The sequence below is a fragment of the Xanthomonas sp. SHU 199 genome (assembly GCF_000364665.1).
GTDB classification, from domain to species: domain Bacteria; phylum Pseudomonadota; class Gammaproteobacteria; order Xanthomonadales; family Xanthomonadaceae; genus Xanthomonas_A; species Xanthomonas_A sontii.
On sequence record NZ_AQOI01000345.1, the window covers coordinates 1 to 20,577 of the forward strand.

Consider the following 20,577-nt stretch of genomic DNA (forward strand, 5'->3'; position numbering starts at 1 on the left):
AGCGGCCCGCGCCTGGTCGGCGTGCAGCAGTCCAACGCCGCGCGCAGCCTGCTCGACCGCGCGATCGAGCGTGGCTTCCGCCTCGGCCTGCCCACCGGCAACGCCGCCGAGCAGGCCCTGGCCGGCGCGATCTGGCGCCAGGACACCGCGGCGGTGGCCAGCGCCTCGTCGCGCTACAGCCCGCCGATGCAACTGATCGGCAAGCTGTACCGCGGCAAGGCCGGCGGCTGGACCGCGGACTGGACCTTCGTCGATAGCGGCAAGGTGCTGTCGACCTGGTCGTCCAGCGACGCCGACGCGCGCCGCGCCATGGCCAGCGGAGCCGACGGCGCCGCCGATGCCCTGGTCAAACGCTACGCCAAGGCGGTCAGCGCCGGCCCGGCCGGGATCTATCGGGTGGTGATCACCGGCATCCGCAGCGCCGACGATTACCTGCGCGCCTCCGCCGCGCTGCAGAACGCCTCGGTGGTGCGGCGCATCGTGCCGGTCCGCGCCGACGGCGATCGCCTGGAACTGGACCTGGACCTGCTCAGCGGCGTGTCCGGCCTGAACCGCATGCTCGGCCCGGACGGCGCGCTGCAGCCGGTGGTCGCGCCGGTCGAGGGTCCGGTGATCCTCAACAGCGAGCCGACGGAGTACCGCCTGAAATGACGTTGTCGCCCGAAGCCGAGATCGCGCTGTTCCTGCGCCGCCTGAAATGGACGGCGGTGATCGTCGGCGTGCTGTGGGTGGTGTGGCTGCTGGCGCCGATCCTGACCCCGTTCGTGCTGGCGCTGCTGCTCGGCTGGCTCGGCGACCCGCTGGTGGACCGCCTGGAGCGCGCCGGGCGCTCGCGCAACATGGCGGTGACCCTGGTGTTCGTGCTGATGGTGCTGCTGCTGGTGCTGGCGCTGGTGATCCTGGTGCCGATGCTGGAGCGGCAGATCGTCACCTTCATCGACGTGCTGCCGCAGGCGCGCGACTGGTTCATCGGCACCGCGATCCCGTGGGCCGAGCAGAAGACCGGGCTGGAGCTGATGGGCTGGCTGGATCCGGAGCGGCTGATCGACTGGATCCGCGGGCACTGGCAGCAGGCCGGCGGCGTCGCCGCGACCTTCTTCGGCTACCTGTCGCGCTCGGGCTTCGCGATGGTGACCTGGGTGGTCAACCTGGTGCTGCTGCCGATCCTGACCTTCTACTTCCTGCGCGACTGGGACCTGCTGGTCGCGCGCGTGGCCGCCACCATCCCGCGCAACCACGTCGGCACCATCACCCGCCTGGCGCAGCAGTCCAACGAGGTGCTGGGCGCGTTCATCCGCGGCCAGTTCCTGGTGATGCTGGCGCTGGGCGTGATCTACGCCGGCGGCCTGACCCTGGTCGGGCTCAAGCTCGGGCTGTTGATCGGCATCGTCGCCGGCCTGATCAGCTTCATCCCGTACCTGGGCGCGACCACCGGCATCCTGCTGGCGGTGCTGGCCGCACTGGTGCAGGCCAAGGGCTTCGACCTGCAGTTGCTGATCCTGGTCGGCGTGGTGTTCACCGTCGGCCAGTTACTGGAGAGCTACGTGCTGACCCCGCGCATCGTCGGCGACAAGATCGGCCTGCATCCGGTGGCGGTGATCTTCGCGGTGATGGCCGGCGGCCAGCTGTTCGGTTTCCTCGGCATGCTGCTGGCGCTGCCGGTGGCGGCGGTGGCCAACGTGCTGCTGCACTACCTGCACGAGCAGTACCGGCAGAGCGACCTGTACGCGGGCGAGAAGTCGGCGATCCTGCTGGATACGGTCACCGAGCGCACCACCATCATCGAACTGCCGCCGCGCAGCCCCGACCAGCCGTGAGCGTGCCACAACTGCCGTTGGCCCTGCGCTATCCGCCGGAGCAACGCCTGGACCGCTATCTGGGTGCGCCGGACGGACTGCTGGCGCAGCTGCAGGCGGTCGCCGACGGCGCCGCCGACGACTGGGTGTACCTGTCCGGCCCCGCCGGCACCGGCAAGACCCACCTGGCCCTGGCGCTGTGCGCAGCCACCGAACAGGCCGGGCGTAGCGCCGCCTACCTGCCGCTGCAGGCCGCCGCCGGCCGCCTGCGCGATGCGTTGGAAGCATTGGAGGGCCGCGATCTGGTCGCCCTAGACGGCCTGGAAGCGATCGCCGGGCAGCGCGAGGACGAGGTGGCGCTGTTCGATTTCCACAACCGTGCGCGCAGCGCCGGGGTGACCCTGCTGTACACCGCGCAGGCGATGCCCGACGGCCTGGCGCTCAGTCTGCCGGACCTGCGCTCGCGGCTGTCGCAGTGCACCCGCATCGCCTTGGCGCCACTGGACGACGCCGGCCGCGCCGCGGTGCTGCGCGAGCGTGCCCAGCGCCGTGGCCTGGTGCTGGAAGACGCGGCGATCGACTGGCTGCTGACCCACGCCGGACGCGACCTGGCCGGCCTGATCGGCCTGCTGGAGCGCCTGGACCGCGAATCGCTGGCGGCGCAGCGGCGGGTGACGGTGCCGTTTTTGCGTAGGGTGGGAATCGGGAATGGGGAATCGGGAATGGGTAAAAGCTGAAGCGCGAGGACTGAAGCAGTACGTAGAAGCCAGAAGAACAAAAAGTAGCTTGCAATAGATGCACTGGTTGCCGCTGCAGACAAAGATGGTTGCGGGGGCAGGATTTGAACCTACGACCTATGATGGGCGACGACGTATGCCGTGGTTGAGGCTGCCGAAGCTCGCGGGAAATCAGCTTTTCCCGATTCCCGATTCCCGTTTCCCCATTCCCAGCCCCTCATCCAACTCCGCCAGCCGCTGCGGCGTGCCGACATCCGTCCAGCGGCCGTGGTGCCGCAGGCCGTGGAGTCGCCCCTGTTCGGCCTGCGCACGCAGCAGCGGCACCACCGAGAAGCGGGGCGGCACGCCCGGCGCGGTCGGCGCCGGGGCGGCGATGGTCTGCCAGTCGCGCAGCAGGGCGGGGCGGTACATGCCGATGCCGGCGTAGGTCAGCAACCGGTCGCCGGCGTTGTGCAAGCGCCCGTCCTCCTGCAGGGCGAAATCGCCGTGCGCGGCGTAGGCCGGCGGGTCCACCAGCACCAGCTGCGCCAGGCCCGGCGGCTCGGGCGCCAGTCGGGCGAAATCGAAGTCGGTCCAGATGTCGCCGTTGACCAGCAGGAACGGCGCCTCGCCGAGCAGCGGCAGCGCGTGCAGCATGCCGCCACCGGTTTCCAGCGGCGTGGCGCCTTCGTAGGAATAGGCGATATGCAGCCCGAACGCGCTACCGTCGCCGAGCGTCTGCGGGAACTGTTCGGCCAGCCAGGACGTGTTGATCACCACCTCGCGCACGCCCAGCGCGGCGAGCTTGCGCAGGTGCCAGACGATCAGCGGCGTGCCGCCCACCGCCAGCAGCGGCTTGGGCGTGTGTGCGGTCAACGGACGCATGCGCTCGCCGAGGCCGGCGGCGAAGATCAGCGCCTTCATGCGCAGGCCGCCGCGCGCTGCGCCAGGGCCGGCTTGATCCGCGTCTGCAGCAGTTGCGCCAGCGGCTGCAGGGTCGGGTGCCGCGGCAATGCTTCGTCGAGGTAGGCGATGAAGCGCGGCACGTTATCCAGGTACCAGGCCTTGCCGTCGCGGTAGTTCAGCCGTGCGAAGATGCCCAGGTTCTTCAGGTGGCGCTGCACGCCCATCCACTCGGCGTCGCGCAGGAATTGCGCCAGCGGCGGCACCGGAATCCCGGCCTGCAGCGCACGCGCGTGATAGCTGGCGAGCCAGGCATCCACCCGTGCCAGCGGCCAGCTGACCGTGGTGTCCTTGAACAGGCTGACCGGGTCGTAGGCCACCGGGCCGATCACGCAATCCTGGAAATCCAGCACCGCCGGGCCGTCGGCCGCCGGCATCAGGTTGCGCGGCATGAAGTCGCGATGCACCAGCACCTGCGGCTGCGCCAGCGCGTTGTCCATGAGCTGACGCTGCACACCGTGCAGGGCCGCGCGTTCGTCGGCATCCAGGGTGATGCCCAGGTGGCGTTGCAGGAACCAGTCCTCGAACAGTCCCGCGTCGCGTTGCAGCAGCGCCTCGCCGAACACGCCCATGCCTGGCGGCGGCGCGATCGCCTGCAGCCGCAGCAACTGGCCGAGCGCGGCGTCGAAGTGCGCGTCCGCTGTGCTCGTGTCCAGGCATTGCGCCAGGGTCGGTTGGCCCAGGTCTTCCAGCAGCAGGAAGCCGGCCTCCGCGTCCTGCGCCAGGATCGTTGGCACCCGCACGCCGCCGCCGTGCAGCAGCGCATGCATGCGCAGCCACGGCCGCACGTCTTCCAGGTCCGGCGGCGAATCCATCACGATGCGGCTGACGCCGTGGCCGTGGCTGCGCCAGTAGCTGCGCTGGCCGGCGTCCACCGAGGCGCGCTGCAGCGTCGCCTGTGCGTCGTCCAGGGCCGTGCGCGCCCAGGCCAGGCGTTGCGCGGCGCGTGCCGCAAGGACATCGGGAACCATCGGGCTGGCGCTCATCGGCAGGCTGCGGCGGAAACGAGCCGCACAGCGTAAACGGGCGCCGCCGCCGTGGCGAGCGGCGCGCCGTGCCTCAGCGCTTGCTGGAGAACAGCCGCAACAGCGCGAGCAGGGCGATGGCGCCGAGCAGCGCGCCGAGGAAGCCCGCCGGCTCGCCACGGCTGTACCAGCCCATGTAGTGGCCGAACCAACCGGCCAGCAGCGCGCCGGCGATACCCAGCAACACGGTGAACAGGCAGCCGGAGCGTCCGCTGCTGGGGCCGAGGAAACGCGCCAGCAGGCCGACCACGAAGCCCACCAGGATGATGTAGAGCCAGCTGTCGCTGCCGAACAGAGTGTGCATGGGAAGCGTTCCGGACGCGGAGGGGGATCAGCGTCGGATCGTGCCAGATCGACTGTGATGGCGTCGATGCTTGCGTGCGCCGCGCAGTCGGCACGCCCATGGAAGGAGGCCGCCCGCGCTGCGCGGATGACACCATCGGAAAGGCGCCGCGTCGGAGCCGACGCCTCTCCCACCGCAAGCAGGGGACGGATCAGTCACTCAGGAAACCGGCTTCGCCAATCCCGAATCCCGACTCCCGCCATCCCGGCCCCATCAACAGCACCCATGCCCGCCATGCTGCTCGCCGCCGGCCACCGCCGCGCTGCCGGTGGTCTCGCCGCGCAGGCTGGCGGCATGGTGGGCGGCGATCACCCGCGACACGCAGGCGGTGACCCGCTTGCCCATCGGGATGTGCAGGAACTCGTTGGGGCCGTGCGCGTTGGAATGCGGGCCGAGCACGCCGGTGATCATGAACTGCGCGCCGGGGAACTTCTCGCCGAGCATGCCCATGAACGGGATCGAGCCGCCTTCGCCCATGTACATCGCCGGCTTGCCGAACGCCGCCTGCGAGGCAGCTTCGATCGCGTCGGTCAGCCACGGCGACTGCGCCGGCGCGTTCCAGCCGGAGGAGGACTTCTCCAGCGCCAGCGACACCTCGGCGCCGTACGGCGGATCGCGCAGCAGCACGTCCTTGAGCAGTTCGCCGGCGTGCTTGCCGTCCAGCGTCGGCGGCAGGCGCAGCGACAGCTTCACCGCGGTCTCGGGGCGCAGCACATTGCCGGCCGAGGCCAGCGGCGGCAGGCCGTCGGCGCCGGTCACCGACAGTGCCGGGCGCCAGGTGCGGTTGAGCACCAGCTCGGACAGGTCCTCGTGCATCGGCCGCATGCCGGGCAGGAACGGGAACTTGCTGTAGACCTCGTCGCCCAGCACCTCGGCGACCTTGCGTGCCTGCGCCAGCCGCTCCTCGGGGATGTCGGCGTACAGGCCGTCGACCTTGATCTTGCCGGTGGCTTCGTCCTCCAGTCGTGACAGCAGGTCGCGCAGCACGCGGAAGCTCGACGGCACCACGCCGGAGGCGTCGCCCGAATGCACGCCTTCGCTGAGCACCTTGACGCTGAAGTTGCCGCCGGCCAGGCCGCGCAGCGAGGTCGTGCACCACAGCTGCTCGTAGTTGCCGCAGCCCGAATCCAGGCACACCACCAGCGATGGCTTGCCGATCCGCGCCGCCAGGTGGTCGACGTAGGCGGGCAGGTCGTAGCTGCCCGATTCCTCGCAGGCCTCGATCAGCACCACGCAGCGCGCGTGCGGGATGCCCTGGTCCTGCAGCGCCTGGATCGCCGCCAGCGAACCGAACAGGGCGTAGCCGTCGTCGGCGCCGCCGCGGCCGTACAGGCGGTCGCCCTTGAGCACCGGCGTCCACGGACCCAGGTCGGCGTCCCAGCCGGTCATTTCCGGCTGCTTGTCCAGGTGCCCGTACAGCAGCACGGTGTCCTCGCCGGTCGCGTCGCTGCTGGCCGGCACCTCCAGGTAGATCAACGGGGTGCGGCCTTCCAGTTGCACCACCTCCACCTGCAGGCCGGGGATCGCCTGCGCGCGCGCCCAGCGCTCCATCAGCGCCACCGCATCGGCCATGTAGCCATGCGCGACCCAATCGGCGTCGAACATCGGCGATTTGTTGGGGATGCGGATGTAATCGACCAGTTGCGGGACGATGTCGTCATCCCACTTTTCGCTCAGGAAACGGTCGATCTTGGCACTGTCCATGAAAAGCTCCGAAGTGATTGCACACGTGTGCAGCCATTCTACGCCCCGGTGCCCGTGTAGGGTTTTTCCTACACGGCGACGCGCCGTTTACCTGCTGTTTGTGACGCGTTCCGACGATAGGCTGTACCCATGTGGCGAGTGATGCTGACAACGCCGGCAGGAAAGGCCGGCGAAGTCCCCATCCAAGTCACAAGGAGCGTTGCCATGCAGTCTTTTATCGTGGTCCTGAAGTCGCTGGTCGTTGCCCTGATGCTGTCCGGTTCCGCGCTCGCCGCGGACAAGGTCAACATCAACTCCGCTGGAGCGGAGGAAATCGACCAGGTGTTGGTGAACGTGGGGGCCTCCAAGGCCCAGGCGATCGTCGACTACCGGCAGGCGCACGGACCTTTCAAGAGCGCCGAGGAACTGGCACTGGTGAAAGGCATCGGACTCAAGACGGTCGAGCGGAACCGCGACCGGATCGATGTGGGCGCCACGAAGGCACCCGCACCGACAGCCGCCAAGCAGGCAGCTGCCAAGCCGGTGGAAAGGCGTTAAAGGGATTTGCAACGAAAGGATAGGGCCGGCGCTGGACGCGCGGCCGCAGCCTCACTGAGCAGGATGCGAAGGGGGAAGGCAGGAAGCCGACAGGGAGGTACATCGTCGCCCGGCGTTGCACAGTGACGTGCAGCCGGGCGATGTTTTTTTTGGGCGCCATGGCGCCTCCTGCGTCGCATATTCGGGCTGGCCAAGGACCGGCCGCTTGCCTTGATCGTGCAGAATGCGCGCATGGACTGGTGCACGCTGCCCGCGCGGGTGATCCCCGCCAATGAGTATCGCCGCGAACGCTGGCGCAACGGCCTGGGCTGGACCCGGGAGATCCTGCGTCTGCCGGCGGTCGGCGACGACTGGCTGCTGCGCCTGTCCATCGCCGAGATCGAGCAGGATGCCGCCTTTTCAGCTTTCCCCGGGATCGACCGCGAACTGGTCCTGCTGCGCGGCAACGGCGTGCGCCTGCGTTTCGACGACGGCGAGGAACAAGTGCTGCAGGATCCTTGCGCGCGCCTGCGCTTCGCCGGCGAGCGGCCGCTGCGTGGCGAGTTGCTGGACGGGCCGACCCACGATTTCAACCTCATGTGGCGACGCGACCGGCTGCGCACGCAACTGCTGCACCGGCCGCTGGTCGGGCCGATGCTGTTCTTCGCCGAACCCGGTGTCGCCTGGGCCGTTCATCTTCTGGCAGGGCAAGCGCAGTTCGATGCGGCCAGCGGACTGCCGCCATTGGCGGCCGGCGACAGTGCCTGGTTGGCCGCCGATGCCAGGCGCCGCTTTGCTTTGAGCGGGGGCGGGGAGGTGTTGGCGATGCGCATCGAGGCCCTGCCGACGCCGGCGGACTGAGCCCGCTCCACCACGCGCGCGGCTCTTGCAGCCTCGACGCCGACCGCGTCCAATGCGCGAACGCGGCCATCCGGGCCGTACAGCGGAAGCCGACAGGTGCTCTCGGACAACAGGTGGTTGGCGAAAATTCTGGTGGCGGACGCGGACGCGGTCTTGCGCGACCGGATTCGCGATTACCTGGCGTGTTTCAACCTGCAGGCCCATGACGCCGACAGTGCGCCGCACCTGCAGGCGCAACTGGCGGCCGGGCATTACGACGCGGTGGTGCTCGATGCCGGCCTCGACGGCGCCGAGGGCCTGCGCTTGTGCCGGCAACTGCGCGACCGCGGCGACATCGCCATCGTGATGATGGCCGACCGCGCCGAGCCGGTGGACCGGGTGATCGGGCTGGATCTGGGCGCGGACGACTTCCTGGTGCGGCCGCCCGACCTGCGCGAACTGGTGGCGCGGCTCAACGCGGTGCTGCGTCGGGTGCGCGCGACCCAGCCGCCGGCAGTGGCGCATGGCGGCTGGCAGGTCGATGCCGCGCGGCACCAGGCGGTGGCGCCGGACGGGCGGACGATCCCGCTGTCGCCCGGCGAACTGCGGCTGATGGCGGTGTTCCTGGAGCAGCCGGGCGAGGTGCTCACGCGCGAGACGCTGCGCACCGCGCTGGGCGACGGCGAGGCCAGCATGCCTGCGGGCAGCCGCGGCATCGATCTGCAGGTCTCGCGGCTGCGCCAGAAGCTCGGCGACGACCCGCTGGTGCCGCAATGGATCCGCACGGTACGCGGCAAGGGCTATGTGTTCGAGCTGCAGCGCATGGGGTTGCCAGCGTCGCGCTGATGGCGCGACGGCGTGGCGTTGCTGGCGTCGCCGCGGCCGAAGCCGCCACCGTAGCAGTGGCGGTCGGGTCGCGGCGTGTTGTCCGGAACACGCCGGCGCGAGGTCTCGCGCGGTGCCCTGGTGTTCTCCCGGCCGCGGCTCATCGAGCAGCGTGCCGCGCTCAGCTCAGCCCCTTGCTAACGCCGCGAAGCGGCTGCTGAGCCGTTCCTGCACTGCGCCGTCGTGGCGCACCAGGAAGCGCACCGCCAGTCCTTCGCGCTCGGCGCAGGCCAGTCCGGCCTCCACACCGAGCACGCTCAGGGCAGTGGCCCAGGCATCGGCACGCATGGCATCGGCGGCCACCACCGTCACCGCGGCCAGCGTCGCGGCGATCGGTCGGCCGCGACGCGGATCCAGCAGGTGTCCATAGCGTCGTCCGTCCTGTTCGAAGTGGTGCCAGCGGTCGCCGGAGGTGGCCACCGCCAGGCCGTCGACCGCGAGCGCGCGCGGCGATGCGTCGCCATGCACCTGCTCGTCCGCAGCGGCCTCGATCAACACCCGCCACGCCTGCGCGTCCGGCTTGCGACCGTAGCCATAGAGATCGCCGCCGACCTCGACCAGTGCGCTTTCCACGCCATGCGCACGCAGCGCCGTTGCCGCCAGGTCGACGCCGTAGCCCTTGGCGATCGCCGACAGATCCAGATGCAGCCCGCCCGGCTGGTGCCAGCGGCCCGCGTCGTCGACGGTCAGTCGGCGCCAGTCGCCCGCGGCGCGGGCCTGTTGCAGGGCGGCGGGCTCCGGCACCCGCCGATCCCCGGCGGTGGCACCGAAACCCCACGCGCCGACCACGGCGCCGATCGTGGGATCGAAGGCGCCGCTGCTGCGATGCGCCACTTCCAGCGCGCAGCGCAGCACCGTGTCGAACGCGGCGGGCAATGCATGCCAGGTATCGGCGTCGGCGCGGTTGTAGCGGCTGAGATCCGATTGCGCGTCCCACGTGCTCATCTGCGCGACGACCAGATCGAGCTGCGCCTGGATCGCATCGCGCAATGCGTGCAGGTCGCTGCGTTGGGGCGGCAGCAGCCTGGCGCTCCAGCGCGTGCCCATGCTGCTGCCGTGCAGCGTGGCGATGCCGGCGCTGGCGCGGACTGCGGTCGGTGAAGCGGGGCGACTCACGCGTCGACCCAGTGTGACCGTACAACGGCAGCGCGCAGGTGCCCTACGCCGCGCGACCGTGTGCCGGCGGCATGTTCGGCGTTCCGGTCCCCACGCCCGCTCATGTCTCCGACCAGTCGCGCAGCAGGTTGTGGTAGACGTTGGTCAGGCGCAGCAGCGCCGCCGCGTCCGCGCCGCTGGCGGTCAGCGCCTGGATCGCGGTGTCCAGGTCGAACAGGGTCTGCCGCCGGCCGGCGTCGCGCACCAGGCTCTGCACCCAGAAGAACGATGCCATGCGCGCGCCGCGGGTCACCGGCGCGACCCGGTGCAGGCTGTTGGACGGATACAGGATCAGATCGCCGGCGGGCAACTTGACCTCGTGCTCGCCGTAGGTGTCGTGGATCAGCAGTTCGCCGCCGTCGTACTCCTCCGGCGCACTCAGGAACAGGGTGCAGGACAGGTCGCTGCGCACGGTCAGCGCCGGCTGCGCGGCGGTGGCGGCCTGGGTCATCACGGCGCCGTCGACGTGCAGGCCGTAGCTGCCGCCGCCGCTGTAGCGGTTGAAGCGCGGCGGGATGGTGCGCAGCGGCAGCGCCGCGGCGAAGTACAGCGGGCTGCGCGCCAGCGCGCTCAGCACCGCCTGGCCGAGCTCCTGCTTCAGCGGCGAGGCGTCGGCCAGTTGCAGGTTGCGCTTGACCTGCGCGCCCTGCGCGCCGACGGTTTCGCGGCCGTCCACCCAGTCGGCGGTCTCCAATGCCTGGCGGAACCGCGCGACCTCATCGGCGCTGAGGATGTCGGGAATGTGCAGCAGCATGGGGCGCTCCGGCGATGGACGCCCAGGATAGGGCGTCCACCGCGCGTTGGCAGGCGCGGTCGCTCAGAAGCGGACCTCGGCAGTCAGCAGCACCGAGCGCGGCGCGCCGGGCGTGTAGCGGAAGCCGCTCTTGTTGATGGCGGCGACGTAGTCCTTGTCGAACAGGTTGTAGGCGTTCAGGCGCAGCGCCACGTGGTCGTTGACCGGGTAGCTCAGCACCGCGTCCCACACGGTGTAGGACTTCACGAACGCCGGCGTGCCGACCGCGCCGTCGCGACCGCGCTTCATCTCGCCCGAGTAGCGCACGCCGCCGCCGACGGTCAGCCCGAACGGCAGGGTGTAGGTGGTCCAGGCGGTGAACGCGCTGTCCGGGGTGTAGGCCAGATCCTGGCTGCCGTCCTGCGAGACGGTCGTGCCTTGACGTACCCGCGCATCCAGCTTGGTGTAGCCGCTGGACAGCGACCAGCGCTCGGTCAGCTTGCCCACCGCCGACAGTTCGATGCCCTGCACGCGCTTCGCGCCGCTCTGGTAGTACAGCCCGTCGCTGCCCTGCACGATCTCGTTGTTCACGTCGGTACGGAACAGCGCCAGCGTCGCGAACAGCGCGTCGTCGAGGAAGTTCCACTTCGTGCCGACTTCGGCGGTCTTGGCCTTCTGCGGATCGAAGCGCGGATTGTTGGCGTTGTTGGCCGAGGCGCTCAGTTCCAGCGTGCTGCCGCCGGGCGGCTGCTGCGAGGTGGCGAAGTTGGCGTACACGCTCACGTCCTCGTTGGCCTTGTAGACCGCGCCGAGCTTCCAGCTGAACAGCGTGTCGGCGATGTCGGTGTCCAGGCCGACCACGGTGGTGCAGGGCGCGGCGGTGGAGGTGGCGGAACTGCACACCAGGCTGTCGAAGTCGGTCTTGTAGCGATCCGCGCGCACCCCGGCCGTGACCAGGAAGCTGTCGCCGAACTTCAGCGTGTCGAAGGCATAGGCCGAGTAGGTGGTGGTGGTGCCATGGCTGCGCGCGCCGTTGCGCGCGGTGCGCAGCGGCGTGGTGTTCCAGTCCGGCGCATACAGGTTGGCCGGATTGGCCGTCAGCCAGGCGGCGCGGTCGACGATGTTGTGGCCCCAGCTGCGCAGTTCCTCGCGCGAGGCTTCCACGCCGGTGCTGAGGTTGTGCTGCACTGCGCCGGTGGCGAAGTCCACGCGCAGGTTCAACTGGTCGGCGAGGGTGGTGTACTGATGATCCTTGAAGGTCGGCAGGCTGCGCAGCACTGTCCAGGTCGCAGGATCCGCCGGATTCGGCGTGCGCAGGTTGGCGGCGTTGGGCATGAACGCGAACAGCAGGTAGTCCTGCTCGTTGCGGCCCCAGCGCGCGGTATTGGTCAGCTTGACCGTGTCGGACACGTCGTGCTCGATGCGGAACGTCGCCATCTTCGCGGTCACGTCGTCGTGGTCGTCGCGGGTGCCGTAGAAGTTGCTGCTGTCCACGCGCGCCGCGCCGCCGAGCCACGGCCTTGCGGGGTCGGGCGAACTGTAGCCGGGCAGGCCGATCGTCGGCACGCCGCCGTCGGGCACGTTGTCCTGCTTCACGTACAGCAGGTCGAGCAGGTAGCGCGTGTCGGTGCCCAGGCCGAACGCCAGCGACGAGGCCAGGCCCCAGCGCTTGTTGGCGACATGGTCGCGGCCGATGGCGTCGCTGTCCTGGCCCATCACGTTCAACCGCAGCGCGCTGCTAGCGCCCAGCGCCTGGTTCCAGTCTGCGGTGGCGCGGCGCTGGCCATGGTCGCCACCGGACAGCGTGGCGCTGCTGGCGTTGTCCAGGTGCGCCTGCTTGCTGACCAGGTTGATCGCGCCGGTCGGCGCGCTGCGGCCGTTGTCGGTGCCGGCCGGGCCTTTCTCGACCTCGATCTGCTCGATGTTGAACACGTCGCGCGAGATCGAGCCGAGGTCGCGCAACCCGTCGACGAAGATGCTGCTGGAACTGTCGAAGCCGCGCATGTAGATCGCATCGCCGGTGCTGGTGTTGCCGTTCTCGCCCACATAGAACGTGCCCACGCCCGGGCTGTTGCGTAGCGCTTCGGTGAGGGTGGTGGCGCCCTGCTCGTTGAACAGGTCCTTGCCGATGATGTTGAGGGTCTGCGGGGTATCGATCAGCGGCTGGGTGAACTTCGGCGAGTCCGGCACTTCCACCAGGTAGCGCTTGGCGCGCTGGGCCTGCACGTCGACCTTGTCCAGGGTGGTGGGCTGGTCGCCGGTCTCCGCATGCGCGGGGGAAAGCAGGCTCAGCCCGCCCAGCAGCACGGCGGTGGTGAGGGTCGGTGCGGCGGTCTGGCGGGTCACGGCGTGTTTGCGGCGCTTGATCGGAGAAGTCATGGGCGGTTCGGTTTGCAGGAGGGGCGGCACCCCGATCGCGGGCAGCGGCCGTCCCCCAGTGGGAGCGGCCGCGGCGGCGAGATCGGGCGGCTGGGCGAAACGGTGTCTGCCGCGCATGCGATGCAGGCAGTGCATTCATTTTCCATGCAAATGCGAATTGTTTGCAATCTCTTTGTCATCGGCGCCGGTCCGCCGCGGTTCGGATAGCCGGACTCGCCAGAAAATGCGGCCCATCGATCAAGGCGCGCAATCGGCCAAATGACCCGGCACTGAGTGATTTAGGGCCCGTCCGTGCGGGCGCGCGACGCCAGCGCCGACCAGGCGGGCGCTGCGGGGCGGTAGAGAGGCGCGCCGGTGCCAGGCAGCCGATGCTGCCTGGAGATGGCGTGGTACCGACGGCGCAGTGTCGCTGCCGGATCGTCGCACCAGGTGCGTTTCGAGGTATGCCGAAGGAGCGGGTGTGGCAGTGCCAGATCGCGTGTCGCCATGAGCGTCGCCAGTGTCGGCGGACCACGAAGCCAGGCCGATACTCGCCCTCTGTGCAAGGGCGGCACGCGCCAATGCTGTCGGGATTGGCCGCTTGCGGCGCCGTCCCGCGGCACCGCAAGCAGCGGGGTTCAGGCCGCCGCGGCCTGTGCCACGCGCGGGCCCTCGCGCAGGGCGCGGCCGATGAGCCCGACCAGCAGATCCAGCTCTTCGCTGTCCATCGCGAAGTGCGGGGTGAAGCGCAGCGAGTTCTCGCCGCCGTGGATCACGTTGACGCCGTGCTGGCGCAACCACTCCTCGGTGGAGCCGGCGCCGTAGCACTTGTACTGCGGGGCCAGCGCGCAGGAGAACAGCAGGCCGGTGCCCTGCACCTGGGTGATGGCGCTGCCGAGTTCGGCCTTGAGCTTCTCCAGCTTCTGCACCGCCTCGGCGCCGCGCTCGCGGATGTTGGCGCGCACCTGCGGGGTCAACTGCGCCAGGGTCGCGGTAGCGACGTCGAGCGCGCGCGGGTTGCTGGTCATGGTGTTGCCGTAGGTGCCCTTGCGATACACCTGCGCCGCGTGCTCGGTCACCGCCAGCACCGACAGCGGGTACTGCGCGGCGTTGAGCGCCTTCGAATAGGTTTCCAGGTCCGGCGGGTCGAGCTGCTCGAAGCCGGGATAGTCCACCACCGACAGCACGCCGTGCGCGCGCAGGCCAGCCTGGATCGAGTCGACCAGCAGCAGGCTCCCGTGGTTGCGGGTCAGTTCGCGCGCGGCGGCATAGAACGCCGGCGGCAGCGCGCGGCCGGGGTCGCCTTCGCCCATCACCGGCTCCAGGAACACCGCCTCGATGAAGCAGCCGTGCTGCTCGGCCTCGGCGAAGGCGCGGCGCAGCGCGTCCACGTCGTAGGGCGCGATGGCGATCAGCCCATCGTCACCGCGGTAGCTGGCCAGGTGCTGCAGATAGGTCTTGCGGCTGGAGTCGGAGTACATGCCGGGCCGGTCGGTGCGGCCGTGGAAGCTGCCCTTGACCACCAGGCGCTTGATCCTGGCGCCGGCGTGGCGTGCGCCCGGATCGGTCTGCAGCTTGGCGTTGATGTCGACGATGCGCGCGGCCAGGCCCACCGATTCGGAACCGGAATTGAGGCACATGAAGCGGGCGTACGGACAGCCGCCGCGGCGGTGGCCGATCTCCGCACGCAGCGCGCGCTCGAAGCGCAGCTGCGACAGGTTGGGGGTCATCACGTTGGCCATTACCTGCGGCCGTGCCATCGCCTCCAGCACTGCCTCCGGGGTGTGGCCGAAGCCGAGCATGCCGTAGCCGCCGGCGTCGTACAGCACCGCGCCCTTCAGCGTGACCACCCACGGGCCGCGCGCGCTCAGCGCCACGTACGGTGTCACTGCGTCGTCGGCGTAGAAATTGACGAACCCGGCCTGCAGGCGGCGGATCTGCTCGGCCTCGTCGAGGTCGAGCAGATCGCCGAACTCCGTGGCGATGCGCGCGTAGTCCGCACCGGCCGCGTCGATCGCCGCGCGCAGCGACGGATGCGAGGCCGCCAGGCGCTCGATGCTGGCGTCGTCCAGGCCCTGGGTCAGGCGATCGCCGGCGTGGGCACGGAGCGGGGCGAGGGGGCCGAGTACGGTCATGGAGATCTCCTGAAGGCGGGCTGTCTGGCGACGATCCTGTCTATTATCGGGACAGGATCGTCGAATGGCAGCGTGAATCCGTGCAGGAATTGACGCATTTTCGTCGATTCGACGAAAATTGGTGGTCATGAAGATCACCGCCTCCGACGACGCCCTGCTGTCGCTGCTGCGCGAGGACGCGCGCGCCTCCACCGCCCAGATCGCCCGTCGCCTGGGCGTGTCGCGGACCACCGTGCAGAGCCGGATCGAGCGCCTGGAGCGCGAGGGCGTGATCTGCGGCTATACCGTGCGCACCCGCGACGACTACGAACAGGGCCATATCCGCGCGCACATCCTGATCACCGTGCTGCCGAAGAAGATGACCTCGGTGGTCAAGGCACTGCGCGAGATCGATGCGGTGCGCGTGCTGCATTCGGTCAGCGGCTCCTTCGACCTGATCGCGCTCGGCGTGGTGCCGGGCGTCAACGACATGGACGAACTGACCGACCGCATCGGCGCGCTGGACGGGGTGGAGCGCACCACTTCGTCGATCATTCTGTCCACCAAGTTCGAGCGGTGAGAGGTCGGGATTGGGGACTAGGGAGTGGGGCTCGCAAGAGCGCGATCCCGCTTTGCTTCAACGAATCCCCACTCCCGAATGCCCAATCCCGGCGCCGCTACAATGGCCGGCCCATTCCCGATCTCCCCCGGCGCCTTGAAAAAGTCCGATTTCCACTACGACCTGCCTGAAGACCTGATCGCGCAGGAGCCGCTGGCCGAGCGCTCGGCCAGCCGGCTGTTGCTGGTACCGCCGGCGCCGGCGGCCTTCGCCGATCGGCACGTGCGCGATCTGCCGGAACTGCTGCGTGCCGGCGACCTGCTCATCTTCAACGACACGCGGGTGATCCCGGCGCGGCTGTTCGGGAAGAAGAGCACTGGCGGGCGGGTCGAGATCCTGATCGAACGGCTGCTCGGCGGCCAGCGCGCGCGGGCGCAACTGGGCGTGAGCAAGTCGCCCAAGGCCGGCGCACGCATCGCCCTGGATGCCGGCGGCGAGGCCGAGGTGCTGGGCCGCGACGGCGAGTTCTACCAGTTGCAGTTCCATGTGGACGGCGCGTTGGAGCACTGGCTGCAGCAGGCCGGGCGGTTGCCGTTGCCGCCGTACATCCGCCGCGAGCCGGGCCTGGACGATCGCGAGCGCTACCAGACCGTGTTCGCGCGCGAGGCCGGCGCGGTCGCCGCACCGACCGCCGGGCTGCATTTCGACGCGCCGCTGCTGCAGGCGCTGCAGCAGCGCGGGGTCGAGGTCGGGCATGTGACCCTGCACGTCGGTGCCGGCACCTTCCAGCCGGTGCGGGTGGAAGCGCTGGAGCAGCACCAGATGCATCGCGAGTGGCTCAACGTCGGCGCCAGCCTGGTCGAGCAGGTACGGCGCACGCGTGCGGCCGGCGGCCGCGTGATCGCGGTGGGGACCACGGTGGTGCGCGCGCTGGAGAGCGCGTCCAAGGACGGCGAACTGCATCCGTTCGCCGGCGAGACGCAGATCTTCATCTTGCCGGGCTACCGCATCCGCAGCATCGACGCGATGGTGACCAACTTCCATCTGCCGGAAAGCACGCTGCTGATGATGGTCTCGGCCTTCGCCGGCCGCGAGCGCATCTTCGCCGCCTATCGCCACGCCATCGCCGAGCGCTACCGCTTCTTCAGCTACGGCGACGCGATGCTGTTGTGGAGCAGCGAGACGCCGGCAGACCGCGTGGGCTGACTCGCGTGAGGTCGTGCGGTCGTGGCGGCCGTCGATCGAACGCGTTGGCGAAGATGGTGGCGTTGTTACGCCCAGCCGGTGAACGCATCGACGACGCGTGCGCCGCGCACCGATGAGCAGGCGTCGCCGCGCTGGCGGTGCCTGACCTCGCGCCTCACCTCTGGCCTGCCGCTGCACAAAATGCAAGCCACCGCGAAGCGTCGCGAAACCAGCCTGCACCCGTGTGATTGCACGAGGCGGCGCCCGTACCCTCATCCGCCCCTTCGGGGCACCTTCTCCCGAGGGGAGAAGGGAGAGGCCAACGCCCCCCCTCCCTTCGGGAGAGGGGGGTGAGGGGGAGGCAGCGCGCAGCGACAGCCCATCAACCCCGCATCGCGCAGACACGGTATCGCGCCCGTATCAACGACCATGCAGCAGCAGGGGCCAGACGTTCTTGCCAATCCTCAAGCGCTTCACCACGGCCGCAGGCCCGTCATCCCGACTCCCCAATCCCGACTACTTGATCGGCTCGTCCAGCATCAGTTCGCGCACGAACCGCACCGGCGGGGCGCCGTAGGACAGCACCTGGTCGTGGTAGGCCTTGAGGTTGAACTTGTCGCCGAGCTTGTCCTGCATCGCCTTGCGCAGGTCCAGGTGTTCCTGCACGCCGACGAAGTAGGTCGGCAGCTGCGCCGAGGTCAGCTGCGCGCGTACCCACTTGCCCTCGGCCTCGCTCTGCTGCTGGAAGGTGTCGTGGACCATCAGGTGCAGCGCCTGTTCCTTGCTCCAGCCGTCCACGTGCACGCCCTGGTCGAGCAGTGCGTTGGCGATGCTGCGCAGATAGAACTTCAGCTGCACCAGGTGGAACAGCGGATCGTTGTCCAGATAACCCTGCTCCTGCATCATCCGCTCGGTGTACACCGCCCAGCCTTCGGCGAACACGCCCGAGCGCAGCACGCCGCGCAGCGTCGACGGGAACTTGGCCGAGTGCCAGCCTTCCACGTAATGCCCGGGCACGCCCTCGTGGATGCTCAGCAGGTGGATCATGCGGCTGTTGTACTCGCGCAGGAACGAGTCGGCCTGCTGCGTAGTCCAGTCGTCGGGGATCGGCGACACCGCGTAGAAGGTCTTCAGGTTCTTGTCCAGCGGGCCGGGCGAATCGCAGTAGGCCACCGCCACGCCGCGCTGGAACTCGGGCATCAGGATGATGTCCACCGGCGCGTCGGGCAGGGTCACCAGATCCTTCTTGCGCACGAAGTCGGTGGCATCGGCCAGCGAGGCCTTGGCGGCCTCGACCACCTTGTCGCGCGCAGGATGCTGCGCATAGGCCAGCTCCAGCGCCGCCTCGATCGCCTTCTGCCGCTGTTCGTCGCTGGGCGCATCGACCAGGGCCGGCGCGCCGGGTTTGTCCTTGAGCACGGTGCGGGCGATGCCGTACATGTCCTGGCGCACGCGCGAGAGCTCGGCCTCGGCGCGCTGCTTGATCTCGGCGCGCGACAGCGAGGAGTTGAGCGCGAACTTCAGCTTCTGGTCGTACTTCTCCGCGCCGAGGCGGAAGTCGCCTTTGGCGTTGGGCACCAGGGTCTGGTCCAGCCAGGTCTGCTGTTCGGCCACGGCCTTCTTCAGGCCCTCGATCGCCGCTTGCAGGCGCTGCGCGTCGGCCTGCGGCAGTTCCTGGATGTGCGGGACGATGAAGCTGTCGACGATGCTGAGGATGCCGCGGTTCTGCTTGGCCACGGTCTTGGCGCTGATCTCCGACACGCGGGCCGGGTCGAGGTTGGCGCGCGCCTGCGCGAACAGCGCCGGGATCTTCTCCATGCGCGCGGTGGCCGACTTCAGCCGCTCCGGCAGCGGCGCGAACTCGCGCGCCATCAGTCCGTAGATCGCGCCGCCGGCCAGGCCGTTGTAGACCTGCGGATCGGTCGCCCAGCCTTGTGCCACCTCGCTGTTCCAGATGTCCGACTGCAACTGGTTGCGCAGGATCGCCGCGTCCACCTGGTTCTCGCGCGAGAGCTTGGTGGTGTCGAGCTTGTCCAGTTCGGCCAGCAACTGCTTGCTCGCGTCCAGGCTCTTCTGCCGGCCGGCGGCGCTGAGGTCGTCCAGTTCGCTGTCGTAGCGATGGTCGCCGGTCTGGGTGGCGCCGACCGGGGACAGTTGCATCCAGGTGTCGACGGCGCGCTTGGAGAGCGCGGCGAAGCTGGCGTCAGCGGCTGCATCGGGCGCGGCCGCGGCCTGGCCGGGGGCTGCGTTGCTGGCGGCGGGCGCGTCGGCGGGCTTCTGGCAGCCGGCAAGGGCGGCGAGCAGGGCGGCGGCGAGCAGGTGCTTGCGCATCGGGGTTCCTGGAGTGGGTCGATCCACCAGGGTAGCTGCGCCGTGCTGCCAGCGCCCCTGCCATTGGATTACCCTGGACGCTTTCGCCATTCAGGAGCACTGCAATGCAGGACAAGGGACGTCGCCATCGTGGCCATGTCGTACGCGACACCGCGTTCGATCCGGAAGGCGTCGCAGCAGCGGCTGGCACGCTCGCTGTCGAAGCGCCTGCGCGTCGGCGCTGGTGTCGCTGGGGCGCTTCCCTGGCGCTGGCGGTGTCGATCGCTGCCTGCAGCCGCGGCGGCGAGAGCGCGGCGCTGCCGGCCGCTCATCTCTATTCCGCCGATGCCGCCAGTAGCGCGGCCGGTGCCGCCGAGGCCGCAGCGCAGGCGGCAGAGGCAGCCGTCGCAGCGCCGCCGCCGAGTCCCGGCGCTTTCGCCATGCCGTCCCTGGCCTATGAGCACGAGGTCGATGTGGCATTGCCGGTGGCGCAGATTCCCGCACGCCTCAAGCAACTCCAGGAAAGCTGCCTGAAATCCAGTTTCGGGGCATGCACCGTGTTGCAGGTCGAGCAGCGCGGCGGCGAGCAGCCGCGCGGTGAGCTCAGCGTGCGGATCGCGCCGGCCGGGGTCGAGCCGTTGATCGCGCAGGCGGGCCAGGATGGCCAGATCGAAAGCCGCACCACCCATGCCGAGGATCTGGCGCAGGCGGTGCAGGACAACGACGCGCAGCGCCAGCGCCTGCAGGCCGAGCAGCGGCGCCTGCAGGAGTTCCAGCAGCGCCGCGATCTCAGCGTGGCCGACATGATCGCGCTGTCGGAGAAACTGGCCGCCGTGGAGACGCAGTTGCTCGCCACCAGCCAGGAAGCCGCACAGCAGCGCCGGCGCCTGGATACGCAGCGGGTGACGTTGACGTTCTCGGCGCCGACCGCCGAGCGGAGTCGCAGCGACATCGGCGAGGCGCTGCACGACAGCGGCGAAATCTTCGCCGGATCGATCGCCTGGGCGATTCGCGCGGTGGTGGGGCTGGCCCCGTTCGTGCTGCTCGGCTATGCGCTGTGGCGGCTGATCGCCTGGCGCCGGCGTCGGCGTCGTTCCGCCTAGCGGAGCAAGCGGTTCCCGCCCGACGGGATCGGGCGGGAACGGATGGAGGTGATGCGCGAGCAGCGGTGCTGCCATGCGTTGCCGACGGAACGGTGGCACCTGGTCCAGCAGCAGCGGGCGATGATGGGTTGCGGTCGCGGCTGAGGCCGCTCCTAACGTTCTTCTCGTCTGACACTCAGCTTGAGCGACAGCAAAACGACTCCTGCCGGGGCTCGCGATACATTGGCTGGGAGCGCTGTGGGAGGGACTTCAGGGCACCTCGAACAACCTGC

The 20,577-nt window shown here is 69.5% G+C and carries 18 protein-coding genes; 9 read left to right on the forward strand and 9 right to left on the reverse strand.

Annotation, left to right across the window (positions count from 1 at the left end; genetic code table 11):
• The 3 genes from D183_RS0111965 to hda form a co-directional block, all read left to right on the forward strand.
• A partial coding sequence (locus tag D183_RS0111965) for a DUF2066 domain-containing protein (protein ID WP_017909198.1) occupies positions 1-651 on the forward strand: 651 nt, incomplete at its 5' end.
• A complete protein-coding gene (locus D183_RS0111970) occupies positions 648-1,817 on the forward strand; it encodes an AI-2E family transporter (protein ID WP_017909199.1) in 1,170 nt (389 codons plus the stop codon). The genes D183_RS0111965 and D183_RS0111970, both read left to right, overlap by 4 nt.
• Positions 1,814-2,533 carry a DnaA regulatory inactivator Hda gene (gene hda, locus D183_RS0111975; protein ID WP_010344086.1) on the forward strand — a complete coding sequence of 240 codons (720 nt, stop codon included), beginning with the start codon at positions 1,814-1,816 and terminating at the stop codon, positions 2,531-2,533. Before D183_RS0111970 ends, hda begins: the two co-directional genes overlap by 4 nt.
• A 171-nt stretch (positions 2,534-2,704) precedes the next feature.
• Here hda and murU read toward each other — a convergent pair whose 3' ends face one another.
• The 4 genes from murU to D183_RS0111995 all read right to left on the reverse strand — a co-directional run bounded on the left by murU (position 2,705) and on the right by D183_RS0111995 (position 6,547).
• A complete protein-coding gene (gene murU / locus D183_RS0111980; RefSeq protein ID WP_017909200.1) occupies positions 2,705-3,436 on the reverse strand; it encodes an N-acetylmuramate alpha-1-phosphate uridylyltransferase MurU in 732 nt (243 codons plus the stop codon).
• Entirely contained in the window at positions 3,433-4,461 is a 1,029-nt protein-coding gene (locus D183_RS0111985; protein WP_017909201.1) for an aminoglycoside phosphotransferase family protein, read from the reverse strand. Before D183_RS0111985 ends, murU begins: the two co-directional genes overlap by 4 nt.
• Before the next feature lie 73 nt (positions 4,462-4,534).
• The gene (locus D183_RS0111990; protein ID WP_010344083.1) at positions 4,535-4,804 is read right to left on the reverse strand and encodes a GlsB/YeaQ/YmgE family stress response membrane protein; all 270 of its coding nucleotides are present in this window, start codon (positions 4,802-4,804) and stop codon (positions 4,535-4,537) included.
• A gap of 252 nt (positions 4,805-5,056) precedes the next feature.
• Positions 5,057-6,547: a M20 family metallopeptidase gene (locus D183_RS0111995; RefSeq protein ID WP_017909202.1), complete on the reverse strand. Its 1,491-nt coding sequence runs from the start codon at positions 6,545-6,547 to the stop codon at positions 5,057-5,059.
• A 204-nt stretch (positions 6,548-6,751) separates the two neighbouring features.
• On the opposite strand from D183_RS0111995, the gene D183_RS0112000 reads away from it, so the two are divergent.
• From D183_RS0112000 to D183_RS0112010, 3 genes are all read left to right on the forward strand, one after another.
• Positions 6,752-7,084 (forward strand): ComEA family DNA-binding protein, encoded by a 333-nt coding sequence (locus tag D183_RS0112000; RefSeq protein WP_017909203.1) that lies wholly within the window; start codon positions 6,752-6,754, stop codon positions 7,082-7,084.
• A gap of 231 nt (positions 7,085-7,315) precedes the next feature.
• Positions 7,316-7,924, forward strand: a complete 609-nt coding sequence (locus D183_RS0112005) for a HutD/Ves family protein (RefSeq protein WP_026144407.1) — start codon at positions 7,316-7,318, stop codon at positions 7,922-7,924.
• A 132-nt stretch (positions 7,925-8,056) separates the two neighbouring features.
• A complete protein-coding gene (locus D183_RS0112010; RefSeq protein ID WP_017909205.1) occupies positions 8,057-8,749 on the forward strand; it encodes a response regulator transcription factor in 693 nt (230 codons plus the stop codon).
• A 165-nt stretch (positions 8,750-8,914) separates the two neighbouring features.
• Here D183_RS0112010 and D183_RS0112015 read toward each other — a convergent pair whose 3' ends face one another.
• The 4 genes from D183_RS0112015 to D183_RS0112030 form a co-directional block, all read right to left on the reverse strand.
• Positions 8,915-9,835, reverse strand: a complete 921-nt coding sequence (locus D183_RS0112015; protein ID WP_017909206.1) for an FAD:protein FMN transferase — start codon at positions 9,833-9,835, stop codon at positions 8,915-8,917.
• A 169-nt stretch (positions 9,836-10,004) separates the two neighbouring features.
• Positions 10,005-10,697, reverse strand: coding sequence for a Fe2+-dependent dioxygenase (locus D183_RS0112020; protein WP_017909207.1), 693 nt, complete (start codon positions 10,695-10,697; stop codon positions 10,005-10,007).
• Positions 10,698-10,760: 63 nt separating this feature from the next.
• Positions 10,761-13,055: a catecholate siderophore receptor Fiu gene (locus D183_RS0112025; RefSeq protein WP_017909208.1), complete on the reverse strand. Its 2,295-nt coding sequence runs from the start codon at positions 13,053-13,055 to the stop codon at positions 10,761-10,763.
• A 617-nt stretch (positions 13,056-13,672) separates the two neighbouring features.
• Positions 13,673-15,169 (reverse strand): aminotransferase class III-fold pyridoxal phosphate-dependent enzyme, encoded by a 1,497-nt coding sequence (locus D183_RS0112030; protein WP_017909209.1) that lies wholly within the window; start codon positions 15,167-15,169, stop codon positions 13,673-13,675.
• A gap of 127 nt (positions 15,170-15,296) precedes the next feature.
• Between D183_RS0112030 and D183_RS0112035 the strand changes: the two genes are divergently transcribed.
• Positions 15,297-15,728 (forward strand): Lrp/AsnC family transcriptional regulator, encoded by a 432-nt coding sequence (locus D183_RS0112035; protein ID WP_017909210.1) that lies wholly within the window; start codon positions 15,297-15,299, stop codon positions 15,726-15,728.
• A gap of 135 nt (positions 15,729-15,863) precedes the next feature.
• Complete coding sequence (queA, locus tag D183_RS0112040) at positions 15,864-16,913, forward strand: tRNA preQ1(34) S-adenosylmethionine ribosyltransferase-isomerase QueA (protein WP_017909211.1); 1,050 nt, start codon at positions 15,864-15,866, stop codon at positions 16,911-16,913.
• Between the two features lie 495 nt (positions 16,914-17,408).
• Here queA and D183_RS0112045 read toward each other — a convergent pair whose 3' ends face one another.
• The gene (locus tag D183_RS0112045; protein WP_017909212.1) at positions 17,409-19,223 is read right to left on the reverse strand and encodes a DUF885 domain-containing protein; all 1,815 of its coding nucleotides are present in this window, start codon (positions 19,221-19,223) and stop codon (positions 17,409-17,411) included.
• A gap of 254 nt (positions 19,224-19,477) precedes the next feature.
• On the opposite strand from D183_RS0112045, the gene D183_RS0112050 reads away from it, so the two are divergent.
• Entirely contained in the window at positions 19,478-20,305 is an 828-nt protein-coding gene (locus D183_RS0112050) for a DUF4349 domain-containing protein (protein ID WP_017909213.1), read from the forward strand.
• Positions 20,306-20,577: the final 272 nt, after the last annotated feature.

Bases quoted from the DNA above. Each gene is read 5' to 3' on its own strand.
- D183_RS0111970 (WP_017909199.1), top strand. From the start codon at position 648: ATGACGTTGTCGCCCGAAGCCGAGATCGCGCTGTTCCTGCGCCGCCTG.
- murU (WP_017909200.1), bottom strand. From the start codon at position 3,436: ATGAAGGCGCTGATCTTCGCCGCCGGCCTCGGCGAGCGCATGCGTCCG.
- D183_RS0111985 (WP_017909201.1), bottom strand. From the start codon at position 4,461: ATGAGCGCCAGCCCGATGGTTCCCGATGTCCTTGCGGCACGCGCCGCG.
- D183_RS0111990 (WP_010344083.1), bottom strand. From the start codon at position 4,804: ATGCACACTCTGTTCGGCAGCGACAGCTGGCTCTACATCATCCTGGTG.
- D183_RS0111995 (WP_017909202.1), bottom strand. From the start codon at position 6,547: ATGGACAGTGCCAAGATCGACCGTTTCCTGAGCGAAAAGTGGGATGAC.
- D183_RS0112000 (WP_017909203.1), top strand. From the start codon at position 6,752: ATGCAGTCTTTTATCGTGGTCCTGAAGTCGCTGGTCGTTGCCCTGATG.
- D183_RS0112005 (WP_026144407.1), top strand. From the start codon at position 7,316: ATGGACTGGTGCACGCTGCCCGCGCGGGTGATCCCCGCCAATGAGTAT.
- D183_RS0112015 (WP_017909206.1), bottom strand. From the start codon at position 9,835: ATGGGCACGCGCTGGAGCGCCAGGCTGCTGCCGCCCCAACGCAGCGAC.
- D183_RS0112020 (WP_017909207.1), bottom strand. From the start codon at position 10,697: ATGCTGCTGCACATTCCCGACATCCTCAGCGCCGATGAGGTCGCGCGG.
- D183_RS0112025 (WP_017909208.1), bottom strand. From the start codon at position 13,055: ATGACTTCTCCGATCAAGCGCCGCAAACACGCCGTGACCCGCCAGACC.
- D183_RS0112030 (WP_017909209.1), bottom strand. From the start codon at position 15,169: ATGACCGTACTCGGCCCCCTCGCCCCGCTCCGTGCCCACGCCGGCGAT.
- D183_RS0112035 (WP_017909210.1), top strand. From the start codon at position 15,297: ATGAAGATCACCGCCTCCGACGACGCCCTGCTGTCGCTGCTGCGCGAG.
- D183_RS0112045 (WP_017909212.1), bottom strand. From the start codon at position 19,223: ATGCGCAAGCACCTGCTCGCCGCCGCCCTGCTCGCCGCCCTTGCCGGC.